Origin of the sequence: Priestia sp. P5, from assembly GCF_029522155.1 — a bacterium.
Taxonomy (GTDB): domain Bacteria; phylum Bacillota; class Bacilli; order Bacillales; family Bacillaceae_H; genus Priestia; species Priestia megaterium_E.
The window spans coordinates 18,043-30,288 of the sequence record NZ_JAKWFJ010000008.1 but is presented as its reverse complement, the minus strand read 5'-3'; the positions used below and the strand labels follow the sequence as shown (position 1 = coordinate 30,288).

The window sequence follows — 12,246 nt, the reverse complement described above, 5'->3', positions numbered from 1 at the left end:
AATCAACTAGTGCTTGCTTATACGACATATCCCCTAAGTAATTTGAAACTTTTTCTCTCTTTTCTCGTATATAGTAGTATCTTTTTTAGGAGGCTTTTTACTATGAATGGAAATGTACGTACAATGAAATGGATCACTGCTGGGTATGAAGCCTTGCTGGGAATTCCTTTAATTGGCGCGGGGATTGTTATGGGGTTTAGTTATACTCCTCTTTTTATTGGATTTATTCTTCATGCTATCACGCTCATTTTAGCTAATAGACGAGGGTTATCTGCTTATGGAAACATACTAGGGATTGTTACCTCACTGGTTGCTTGGATTCCATTTTTAGGGTTTATCATGCATATTATTACAGCTATTGTGATTGCAATCGATGCCGCTAGACAACGCTAATTGTCTAGCTTTTTTTATTTAAGGGTTGATTTTTTACCGAATGATGGTAAACTTAAGCCGTAAATTGAATAATTTGAATGTTATTTCTACTAGGGGTGTCTGATAGCTCAGACTGAGAGAAGAGTGCAATAAAACTCTTTAACCCTTTGAACCTGATTTGGGTTATACCAGCGGAGGGAAGTAGTCTTGAAAAGAATATATGTTTATTCTTTTTTCGCCTATTCCATCGGGTTCTGTCTATCACAGAACCCGATTTTTTTATGGTTCGGTATAGCTACACTTTATGCGAAACCGGAGGAATATGTCATGTCAAAACAAAATGTATCAATTTCTATGAAAAAGCCTTTTCCAAACAGTCACAAAGTATATGTCCAAGGATCCAGAGAAGACCTTAAAGTGCCTATGCGTGAAATTCATCAGTCTCCTACTACAGGATCTTTTGGTGAAGAAGAAAATAGTCCCGTCCGTGTATACGACACGAGCGGTGTTTATACAGATCCCTGTTATGAAATTAATTTACAAAAAGGATTACCGGCTCTGCGCGAAAAGTGGATTGCAGAACGAAACGATGTAGAAACATATCAAGGCCGTACGGTTCAGCCACAGGATAACGGTTATTATGATGGTGATCCAAGAGATCAGTACGAGCGCTTTATCACTAATCGTTTACCGTTGCGCGCGAAAAAAAATCAAAATGTAACGCAAATGCACTATGCGAAAAAAGGAATCATCACGCCCGAAATGGAATTTATCGCTATTCGTGAACAGATGGATCCTGAAGTCGTACGTGAAGAAGTAGCAAGAGGACGTGCCATTATCCCTAATAATATCAATCACCCTGAGAGCGAACCGATGATTATCGGCCGCAAATTCCACGTGAAAATTAATGCTAATATCGGAAATTCAGCTATTCGTTCAGCTATTGAAGATGAAGTAGAAAAAATGACATGGGCAACGCGTTGGGGAGCCGATACAATTATGGATTTATCAACAGGAAAAGATATCCACACAACACGCGAATGGATTATCCGCAACTCGCCTGTTCCTGTAGGGACCGTTCCTATTTACCAAGCGCTTGAAAAAGTAAAAGGCGTAGCAGAAGATCTAACGTGGGAAGCATATCGCGATACATTAATTGAACAAGCAGAACAAGGTGTTGATTACTTTACTATTCACGCAGGTGTTCTTTTACGCTATATTCCTCTAACAGCGAAACGTACGACAGGTATTGTTTCACGCGGAGGATCCATCTTGGCGCAGTGGTGTTTAGCTCATCATGAAGAGAACTTTTTATATACTCGCTTTGAAGAAATCTGTGAAATCTGTAAAGCATACGATATTTCTATTTCCCTTGGCGATGGGTTACGTCCTGGTTCCATTGCAGATGCTAACGATGAGGCACAGTTCGGCGAATTAGAAACGCTTGGTGAATTAACTAAAATTGCTTGGAAACACGATGTTCAAGTTATGATTGAAGGTCCTGGACATGTTCCTATGCACCTCATCAAAGAAAACGTAGATAAACAAATGGAAATATGCCAAGAAGCTCCCTTCTATACTCTTGGACCGCTTACAACCGACATCGCTCCAGGCTATGACCATATTACATCAGGTATTGGGGCTGCAATGATTGGTTGGTTTGGGACAGCTATGCTTTGCTACGTAACCCCAAAAGAACATTTAGGTCTGCCGAATAAAGAAGACGTTCGAGAAGGGGTTATCACCTATAAAATTGCTGCGCATGCCGCTGATCTAGCAAAAGGCCATCCAGGAGCACAAAAACGTGATAACGCGCTGTCTAAAGCAAGATTTGAATTTAGATGGAATGATCAATTTAACCTGTCACTAGATCCAGAGCGCGCAAAAGAATATCACGATGAAACACTTCCTGCTGAAGGTGCTAAAACAGCCCATTTCTGTTCAATGTGCGGACCTAAGTTCTGTTCAATGCGTATTTCTCAGGATATTCGTAACATGGCTCAAGAAAACGAGAAAGATGTAAACGAAGTAAGAAAAGAAGGCATGAAAGAAAAAGCTAAAGAGTTTGTTAACAGTGGTTCAAATATTTATCAATAATGAAGTAGAACAGCTTAAAGAACAAATTAAGCTGCTTGAAAGAAAGTTATTATTTGTTCAGCAAAATTGTCAGCACATTATCGTTGAATCATCCCATTCTTCCGTAAGGCGCTGCATTAAGTGTTTCTATCAACAAGAAGCAGAGGCTGAGCCAAAAGTATTTTAGTTGAAGAAAAATCCGAACGAGCTGAATTCTTGATTAAGAATCCAGCTCTCTCGGATTTTTTCATTGGTAGGGTGAACGTAGATTTCATGCATGCAGCAACCGCGATGTAACATGCTTTCCATACTAGCTCCTTAATCCCATATGTTCGTCTTTAGATTGGATTGATTTCGTTACGTCTCTCAATTTCATCCTTTTTTGAAACGTGCTTTCAGCATGTTCTTAATCCAATATAGTATTTTAATAATAACCCAGCCTATAAATGTACCTAGCGTATTCAAAAAGATATCGTCAATATCAAATACTCGTTCCGTTAGCTTGTACTGTAAAATTTCAATCAGAAAACTGATTAAGAAACCCGTCGTAAACACTTGAATAAAACCGTCAAACCACTTCATAAACAAAGGAATAAACATTCCAAGCGGCGCAAACATCACGATATTCCCCAGTATATTTGTCAGCGTGAGGATTATATTCCCGCTGTCCCACATCAGACGGATCGTGCTAAATAAATCCAAGTTCATTGCTTTTCCGTAAACATGTTCGTTTTCCCGTATGAGAGTAGCATAAATGACCACTGCCGTATACGCAATAAATAGAGTGAACATGACTTTTTTAACGATTGACCTGATGCTTACATTCACTTCAACATCACCTTCTTTGACTCCCAAAACCATTTATTATTATCTATATGTACCCGTCCACTGCTTTCATTCGTAGTGAATGCATTTACATGCTTTTTTATCCTATCACATCAATAAATAAATACAATTCCCTTTATACAATTTTATTAAACTTGATTCTTTATAAATAAAAATCCTCATCATTTTATGCTGCTCATTTCATTAATTTCTACATCTATAAATAATAAGAAGCAGCGAGATAACACTTCGCTGCTTCTTATTTAATCTGGATAATAAGGATTCAAATGGATTAATACTTCCTGGATATTATCATGTTTTTTCATAAGTGTTGCTTTGATTTCTCTTCCTAAATCATGACCTTCCTTAATTGTTTTAAAGTGGTCAATTGAAATACGTACATCCACTAATATGTAATGGCCATGTTCTCTTGCTCGAACGCGATCAATCCGCTTCACATCTTCAAATTCATAAATGCTTTCTTCAAGTTCTTTCAGTAGCTCTTCATCAATATTGCCTTCCATTAAGATTTGAAAAGACTCTCCCATCATTTGTCTGGCAATGTTAAAAATTAAATAAGCAACAAAGATACTTGCTATTTTGTCTCCGTATAACAGCAGTTGAACATCCATTTTATCACCAATAATGGATAATAAAACACCAATTGCCGCTGCAATAGAAGCAACAATATCTGCTTTATGATCAAATGCAATTGCCTCAATTGCCTTACTGTGGTGCTGCTTCGCTACGTTTAAAGAATAACGGTATAACAATACCTTTGCTATGTATGAAATAACAGCAATCCACATGGCTAAAATATTTGGAGATTCAACCGGATGGAATAAACCAACGACTCCTTCAAATACCACATAAAATGATACAAGCAATAAAATAATTCCTACGATTCCTGAGACAATCACTTCTGCTTTTCCATGTCCATATGGATGGTCATCATCTGCTGGTTTATTGGCTACTCGTATAACCAACAAGACAATAATAGAGGCAAATACGTCTGCTGCAGAGTGAATACCATCAGCAAATACAGCATCACTATTTCCAATCCATCCTACTATTACTTTCCCTAGCGTAAGGGCAATATTGCTCCATACGCTAATCCATGCTACTTTTTTGGCAATGGACTCCCTTATACTATTGTTCATTTGCACACCTCGACTTACTTCTTAAAAAATCAGCTTTTTTATCTTATCACTGCACATTCAAGTGGGTCTAGAGCAATCTATTTTCTCTTAGCTATATATGTTTCAGTACCGCAAAATTACTGATAACCCACAACATACTCCTTATTATTTCTCCGCCAACTTCTTACGATCAGTTGCCATTGGAGGTTCTTCCATCCAACCTTGCTCAATCATAATCCGAATTCCATCTTTTCCGTACTTTCCTATACGTCCAATTAGCTGAGAAAATTCTACGGCTACATCCGAACGGAACGACATAGACAAACCAGCACCACAGTTATCAATAGCGATCGTCACCGCTGTGGAAGTATGATACATCATCAGCTTATCTGAAAACGGTGAAATCGTTGAGTTGGTTACATATGCATCAAGCAGCCTCGGACTTGGTAAATCAGCTTCAGACAGTAACTCGGTGAAGTGCTTGATTTGCTTACTTGCAAGCTTGACTCCATCAAAAAAGTAAGAGCGTAATTTTTGTGTGGTAGCTACTTGACTAAATGCCAGCATCAGCGTTTTACCTAATACATTTGTATTAACAATTTCTTGAATAGCCGTAACCTCCAAAGAAGTTAGAGGATGCATTTGAGAGAAAAGTGGTGATATAAACGTTTTCTGGTCCACAAAATTCACTTTTACAGGATAAGGAATAACCGGAGGTCTCATCAGCATGCTTTTGCTTAAAATAACGTGGTTAGAATTCTTTAAAAGACTGTCGCTTTCTTTTACACATCGGGATAGATGATCATAAATATCTTGCCTTCTCACTGCGCTTAGCGCTCTGGCATATTTCTTCATACCTCCAATGGCCATTTCATTGACATAGATAGCCATAAAAATATCATCAAACAAAGCAGGAACTCCTTTGTTCACATCTTGTTCTCCAAAACCTACTGGGATTGGGATTTTTTCCAAACTGAATAATTCCGTCAATTCATCTACATGAGTTTGTGAAATCTGATGTGCTTTTTTTAAGAGGTCCTTAATCTCAGGATCTTTTACAACAGATAGAAAATACCCAAGAACACATACATACAGCGTATCGCCTAAATATTGCGCCCATAAGTAACCTAACTCGGCTGCGTTCAACCGCTGATTTTGTTGATGTTTTTGCATTTCGCTCTTTATATTTTCGTTCATTCACTTATTCTCCTTTTAGATAAAGTCGTACTTTTACTATCTCCAAAGAAGCGTTGAATAAACCGCATAAAAAAGACCTAGATAACAAGTCTAGGCCTTTTAGGTTACGCATATTTCTGGTCTTCTGTTTCTTTTCTAAAAAAGCTTTTCATCGCGTGAAAAACGTCTGATTTTTGTTTTAAAATAAAGTGTCTAAAACTTTCGTCTTGAATATTTTTGTAAGCAGACATTAAAGTGGAATGTCGATTGTACTGATTCACTTCCCCATACCCAAACATATTTGACACTTTCATTAATTCATTTACTAATTTTACACACCTTGCGTTATCTGAAGTTAAGTTATCACCATCTGAAAAATGAAACGGGTAAATATTATAGCGGCTCGGATCATACTTTTGGTTAATTAATTCAAGCGCTTTTCGGTAAGCAGATGAGCAGATGGTTCCTCCGCTTTCTCCTTTGGAGAAGAAGTCTTCTTCTGATACTACTTTTGCCTCTGTATGATGGGCAATAAATTCAATTTCCACTGTTTCATATTTCGTACGTAAAAAGCGTGTCATCCAAAAGAAAAAGCTTCGTGCCATATATTTTTCCCATATGCCCATCGAACCGCTCGTATCCATCATAGCTAAGACGACTGCTTTAGATTCTGGCTTTATAACTTCATTCCACGTTTTGAATTTTAAATCCTCCGGATAAATAGGATGAAAAGCAGGCTTTCCTGTCATTGCGTTTCGCTTATAAGCGCTCATCATCGTTCGTTTTTTATCAATATTTCCCATCAAACCTGTACGTCTTATATCATTAAATTCAATGTGTTCCACAACAATTTGATCAGATTCTTTTCGCTGAAGATTAGGCAATTCTAATTGAGCAAATAAAGCCTCTTGAAGCTCCATGAGTGACACTTCCGCTTCAAAGTAGTCTTCTCCAGCCTGGTCTCCTGCTCCTTGACCTTTTCCTGCTCCTTTTTGACCATCTCCAGCAGATCCGTCACGTGCTACTACATCCCCAACTTTACTGTCTCCATCACCTTGACCCACATGTTTGTTTTTATCATAATTGTACCGAATTCGATATTCATCCAATGATTTGATCGGAATTTTAACAACTTCTCTTCCATTGGACATCACGATATTTTCTTCTGTAATTAAATCCGGTAAATTATTTTTAATTGCTTCTTTAATTTTTTCTTGATGTCTTTTTTGATCATCGTGGCCTTTACGATGGAGGGACCAGTCTTCTTTTGAGACAGCAAAACTTTTATCTACTTCTTTTCCCACGCTATTCCCCTCCTTATTTAAAAAACACCTGCACGTTTTTACTCGACATGCATAAGCTATACCGAAAGTTTCTGACAAATACCTTTAGTTCAAAGGTTGGTTATTCTTATCCTATGCGCAAGAATGGTATACTTGCTAACTAATTCTTTCACTATTAACTATTCATTTTATAGTGTCTAGTGTCATGTATATGTTTATGACTTATCATATGATGGTTAAATGCAATGCGTACTACACATTAGCCTAATTATGCAGAGTTTATTTTAAGAGATAAGAAAAACATGGCACAGATCGGAAGTGCCATGTTTTCTTGTTAGTACTGAGTTATCGATTTAACAAACTTCCTACATAGCGCAGCAGTTCATTAGCAGATACTGAATTGTATCCATGCTCATCAATCAATCGAGCCACTACTTCATTTACTTTCTTCAGCTGCTGCTCATCTGGTGTTTTAGTGGACGTTGTAATTTTCACTACGTCTTTTAAATCCGCAAACAATTTTTTCTGAATCGCTTCGCGTAAGCGCTCATGGGAATTATAATCAAATCGTTTTCCTTTACGTGCATAAGCCGAAATACGAATTAGGATTTCTTCGCGGAATGCTTTTTTTGCATTTTCTGAAATACCAATTTGTTCTTCAATTGAACGCATTAATTTATCATCTGGATTTAACTCTTCTCCTGTTAGCGGATCACGAAGCTTATTTTTGTTGCAGTATGCTTCGACATTATCTAAATAATTATCCATTAATGTTTTAGCAGACTCTTCGTACGAATAAACGAACGCTTTTTGCACTTCTTTTTTAGCAATTTCATCATATTCTTTACGCGCCAGAGAAATATAATTCAGGTAACGCTCTCGGTCCTCAGCAGAAATAGACGCATGCTGTGCTAACCCTTCTTTCAATGAACGCAGTACATCTAATGCATTGATTGATTTAATATCTTTTCGAATGATGGTAGATGAAATGCGATTAATGACATAACGAGGATCAATACCGCTCATTCCTTCATCCGTATACTCTTTTTGTAACTCTTCTACGTCTGCATCGTTATAGCCTTCTACAGATTGACCGTCGTATAGGCGCATCTTCTTTAATAAATCGATATCACCTTTTTTAGGCTCTTTTAATCTCGTTAATGTAGTAAAGATAGAAGCAATACGTAACGTATGAGGGGCAATATGAACATCTGATACGTCACTTTCACGAATCATTTTGTCATAAATTTTTTCCTCATCACTCACTTTTAAGTTATATGGAACAGGCATTACAATAATTCGTGAATGCAAAGCTTCATTTTTCTTATTGGAAATAAACGAGCGATACTCTGTTTCATTCGTATGCGCTACGATTAATTCATCTGCACTAATTAAAGCAAACCTGCCTGCTTTAAAGTTTCCTTCTTGCGTTAAAGAGAGTAAATGCCATAAAAATTTCTCATCACATTTTAACATCTCCTGGAACTCCATCATTCCCCGGTTTGCTTTATTAAGCTCTCCGTCAAAGCGGTAAGCACGCGGATCTGACTCAGATCCATACTCTGCAATTGTTGAAAAGTCAATGCTTCCTGTTAGGTCGGCAATGTCTTGAGATTTCGGATCAGAAGGACTAAACGTTCCAATTCCAGTTCGTTTGTCCTCTGAGAAGAAAATGCGTTCGATAATGACGTCTTCAATTCTTCCGCCATACTCTTCCTCTAATCGCATTGTATTTAAAGGAGATAAATTTCCTTCGATTCGGATACCATACTCTTCAAAGAAGTCTTTACGTAAATGATGTGGAATTAAATGCAGCGGATCTTCATGCATTGGGCATCCTTTAATAGCGTAAACAGCTCCTCGATCAGTAAGCGAATAAGCTTCAAGCCCTCTTTTTAACATGGTCACTAGCGTCGATTTACCACCACTTACTGGACCCATTAAAAGTAAAATACGTTTACGAACATCTAAACGCTTTGCAGCTGGATGAAAATATTCTTCCACCAAGCGTTCTAGCGAATCTTCAAGTCCAAACATTTGTCCACTGAAAAATTTATAATGTCTTTTACCATTTACCTCTTCAATTCCTGCATCCTTTATCATGTTGTATACTCTAGAGTGTGCAGGCTGAGCAATTAAAGGCTCATCTTTAATCAGCTTTAGGTACTCTTCAAATGTCCCTTCCCACTTAAGACGATTCTCTTCTTCGCGGTATCTTTCAACTTTCTTTAATATATCCATTAAAGGACCTCCCCTACTAGTTATGGTGCTAGTGAACAAGATTAATACAATCTATGCAGCAAAATGTTTGAACATGCTTTTTAAATTGTAAAATTCAGAAATTTGTCCTTGCTAGGCATTCACACTGAAGTATTTATTAGCTATAATAAAAGAGTAAGAAGGAACGGTTAAACTTTGTTAGAGAACTTACGTCTCTAGAAGAGTTATTTTGTCATTATTATCATCATGAGATATGGGAAGTCGGTTTTAACTGCAGTAGCTGTATAATCCTTTTAATTAGATTGAGGAGGAAAATCAATGCGCTTACTTTTAGTATTAGGAGTAACAATTGCTTTTTTAGCATCCATCTTCAGAGCGGGATACAATGATAAACCGGGCGTTAAAAAATAACCACTACATATCATCGTCGACATAAATAAAAAAGCGAGGTTCAATAAAATTTGAACCTCGCTTTTTATTTAAGATAAACCAGCGTAATTTTGTTGACGCAGCGCTTCATAGATTAAAATAGCTGCTGTATTAGATAAATTTAAAGAACGAACATTTTCTGTCATCGGTAAACGAAGACATCTTTCCATGTTCTCTTCAATAATGTGCTTTGGCAGACCCTTTGTTTCTCTTCCAAATACGAAGAAATGATCCTGCTCTAAGTCACTATAATCAAATGTTGTATGTGGTTGCTGACCAAATTTTGTGATGAAGTAGAAACCTGCTTCAGGATACTTTTCGAATACTTCTTCTAATGAATCATGATACACCACATTTACAAATTCCCAGTAATCCAATCCAGCTCGCTTTAACATTTTATCATCTGTTGAAAAGCCTAACGGCCGAACTAAATGCAGCGTCGTATTTGTTGCTGCACATGTTCGCGCAATATTTCCTGTATTTGCTGGAATTTCTGGTTGAAATAACACTACGTGTACTCCCACAAATTTTCACCTCTGCTAACAAATCTATTCATCATTATACCATTAACTTGCTAAAACGAAAGACTTACCGATCAACGATATGGAAAAAATCATACTTAATCTTTGGCGTGTAAGCCGTTGAATCTTCATAAGCCCAATATCTCATTCGACTATTATACGTGTTCGCATTCACAAGAGGCATACCGTGACCGTCTTTTGCTACAACAATGGTCGTATGATTCCATCTTCCATCTCCTTCAAAATCGTAGCAGATAACGTCTCCCGGGACAAGTTCGCTTGCTGAAGATTTCCTCACAGCCCGAAGTCCTGATTTGGAGTTACTTAAATAGCTGTGCATGGAATGAGCGACTGCCCAGCTATAGCTCCAGGCGTTCCCTCTCATCCACCATCCGTTTGCTTTTTTAGGATATCCCCGCATCGGCGCCTTTCCTGCATGCAAACACTGTGAGATATAGTTGGTGCAGTTTACCTCAAACTGCTTATAACTTTCATTAGGTTTATCCCAATATTTTTCTGCATACTGAACAGCCGCAAGACGATCATAATAAGAGGCTCTTTCTTCGTCTTCCTCTACTTCTTCCACATCCATTTCAACCTCATCTTCAAAAAAGTCCTTTACCAGCAGCTCATCTTGAATAAGCGTATCTTTATAAAAAAGAGCTAAACGATCTTCAATTTCTTCTTCTATATAGAAAAAATTGTTTTGTTTTAAAAATGCCTGAATGTGCACCTTATATAATACTCTAGTTTCTTCCTGATCCGTATGAGCAGATTGAATAGAACCTTTCATATTACATTTTAAAACATCAACTTCTCTTTTTTTTATAAGAGACCGCTTTAGCTCACACTGCTGTTCAATGAAAGGCTTAAAGTCTTCATGAAGCTCACCTTTTACGTAGCTGTCCGCACGCGCTTTAATTAAAGTATATAATACATTCCTTTTTGTTAGCATAATGTCACCACTTTTCTAAGCGTTTATTATACGCTATGACTCATTAGCTAACTTTATCAATAAAAATACGGTTTAGATCTCTTGAAGCATCTCTATACCTTTTGACATTTCTTCAATTACTTCTTGGTCCTTTTCTTTTTCTCTTAAGTTCATAAGTGTATCTAATGCTTCTTTATCACCAATTTTGCCTAACGCCCATGCCGCCGTTCCTCGAATAACAGGGCGAACGTCATTTTTAATTAACTCAATTAAATCTGGAACGGCGGTTTGATCTTTAAAATGGGCCAGTGCAATAATGGCATTACGCTGAATTGGCTTTTTCCCTCTCCAAGACCCTGAAACATGTCCAAATTTCTCTTTGAACTCACGATTACTCATCGTTAAAAGCGGTTTTAATTTAGGCTTCGCAAGTTCTGGGTCAGGCTCCATCTCAGGATGAAAATGAAAGTCTTTTCCTTTATTTTCGGGACACACAGTTTGACATGTATCACAGCCATATAAACGATTGCCTAATTTACTTCGAAATTCTTCAGCTAAAAATCCTTTTGTTTGGGTTAAAAAGGCAATGCATCGCTGCGAATTCAGCTGACCGCCTGTTACAAGCGCGCCGGTAGGGCACACGTCCACACACTTATTACAAGTACCACAACCGTCCTCTATCGGTTTATCAGGAGGAAACGGGATATCTGTAATCATTTCTCCTAAATACACGTAGGAACCAAATTCAGGTGTAATAATGGCACAGTTCTTACCGCTCCAGCCAATACCAGCTCTTTCTGCTACAGCTCGGTCCGACAGCTCGCCTGTGTCTACCATCGATTGAAGGATAGCTGCAGGTACTTTTTCTTTTATGAAGGTTTCAAGCTTTTGAAGCCTATCACGTAGAACCGTATGATAATCTTGCCCCCAAGAAGCACGGCAAAAGATTCCTCGGCGATCTTCCTTTGTGCTCTTTGGTGCATCTTTTAATTTAGAAGGATACGCAAGTGCAATTGAAATAATAGATCTAGCTTTTGGAACAACTAATGTGGGATCTACTCTCTTTTCAATATCAGGTTCTTCAAAGCCTGAAGCATAACCTAACTCTTGCTGTGCTAACAATCGATTCTTTAATTCATCAAACATAGAAGCACTCGCAAATCCAATCTTATCGATTCCAATCTCTTTGCTGTATGAAATAATTTCTTCCTTCAACTGATACGCATTCATAGTGAGTAATGGCCTCCTTTCTAAGAAATTCTATATATTCA

Annotated in this window: 12 protein-coding genes and 1 riboswitch; of the genes, 3 read left to right on the top strand and 9 right to left on the bottom strand. The window is 37.6% G+C overall.

What is annotated here, in order from left to right:
* Window positions 1-102: 102 nt before the first annotated feature.
* From MMB69_RS26075 to MMB69_RS26065, 3 genes are all read left to right on the top strand, one after another.
* Entirely contained in the window at window positions 103-393 is a 291-nt protein-coding gene (locus tag MMB69_RS26075; RefSeq protein ID WP_221786146.1) for a hypothetical protein, read from the top strand.
* 81 nt (window positions 394-474) lie between these two features.
* Window positions 475-589: riboswitch (TPP riboswitch) on the top strand.
* Between the two features lie 110 nt (window positions 590-699).
* Window positions 700-2,469: a phosphomethylpyrimidine synthase ThiC gene (gene thiC, locus MMB69_RS26070; protein ID WP_277448683.1), complete on the top strand. Its 1,770-nt coding sequence runs from the start codon at window positions 700-702 to the stop codon at window positions 2,467-2,469.
* The gene (locus tag MMB69_RS26065) at window positions 2,447-2,635 is read left to right on the top strand and encodes a hypothetical protein (protein WP_221786145.1); all 189 of its coding nucleotides are present in this window, start codon (window positions 2,447-2,449) and stop codon (window positions 2,633-2,635) included. Before thiC ends, MMB69_RS26065 begins: the two co-directional genes overlap by 23 nt.
* Here the strand turns inward: MMB69_RS26065 and MMB69_RS26060 are convergent.
* The 9 genes from MMB69_RS26060 to queG form a co-directional block, all read right to left on the bottom strand.
* Window positions 2,632-2,757: a hypothetical protein gene (locus MMB69_RS26060; protein WP_277448682.1), complete on the bottom strand. Its 126-nt coding sequence runs from the start codon at window positions 2,755-2,757 to the stop codon at window positions 2,632-2,634. The two genes, MMB69_RS26065 and MMB69_RS26060, sit on opposite strands and share 4 nt — an antisense overlap.
* 63 nt (window positions 2,758-2,820) lie before the next feature.
* Complete coding sequence (locus MMB69_RS26055) at window positions 2,821-3,276, bottom strand: VanZ family protein (RefSeq protein ID WP_264408831.1); 456 nt, start codon at window positions 3,274-3,276, stop codon at window positions 2,821-2,823.
* A 260-nt stretch (window positions 3,277-3,536) separates the two neighbouring features.
* Complete coding sequence (locus tag MMB69_RS26050) at window positions 3,537-4,433, bottom strand: cation diffusion facilitator family transporter (RefSeq protein ID WP_014461808.1); 897 nt, start codon at window positions 4,431-4,433, stop codon at window positions 3,537-3,539.
* Between the two features lie 144 nt (window positions 4,434-4,577).
* Window positions 4,578-5,609 (bottom strand): DUF3231 family protein, encoded by a 1,032-nt coding sequence (locus MMB69_RS26045; RefSeq protein WP_221786143.1) that lies wholly within the window; start codon window positions 5,607-5,609, stop codon window positions 4,578-4,580.
* 104 nt (window positions 5,610-5,713) lie between these two features.
* Window positions 5,714-6,892: a sporulation protein YhbH gene (yhbH, locus tag MMB69_RS26040; protein ID WP_028412691.1), complete on the bottom strand. Its 1,179-nt coding sequence runs from the start codon at window positions 6,890-6,892 to the stop codon at window positions 5,714-5,716.
* A gap of 324 nt (window positions 6,893-7,216) precedes the next feature.
* Complete coding sequence (locus MMB69_RS26035; protein ID WP_013055179.1) at window positions 7,217-9,112, bottom strand: PrkA family serine protein kinase; 1,896 nt, start codon at window positions 9,110-9,112, stop codon at window positions 7,217-7,219.
* A gap of 458 nt (window positions 9,113-9,570) precedes the next feature.
* Window positions 9,571-10,044, bottom strand: coding sequence for a tRNA (uridine(34)/cytosine(34)/5-carboxymethylaminomethyluridine(34)-2'-O)-methyltransferase TrmL (gene trmL, locus MMB69_RS26030; protein WP_016762878.1), 474 nt, complete (start codon window positions 10,042-10,044; stop codon window positions 9,571-9,573).
* Between the two features lie 64 nt (window positions 10,045-10,108).
* Window positions 10,109-10,996, bottom strand: coding sequence for an amidase domain-containing protein (locus MMB69_RS26025; protein WP_264408830.1), 888 nt, complete (start codon window positions 10,994-10,996; stop codon window positions 10,109-10,111).
* 72 nt (window positions 10,997-11,068) lie between these two features.
* The gene (queG, locus tag MMB69_RS26020) at window positions 11,069-12,205 is read right to left on the bottom strand and encodes a tRNA epoxyqueuosine(34) reductase QueG (RefSeq protein ID WP_277448681.1); all 1,137 of its coding nucleotides are present in this window, start codon (window positions 12,203-12,205) and stop codon (window positions 11,069-11,071) included.
* Window positions 12,206-12,246: the final 41 nt, after the last annotated feature.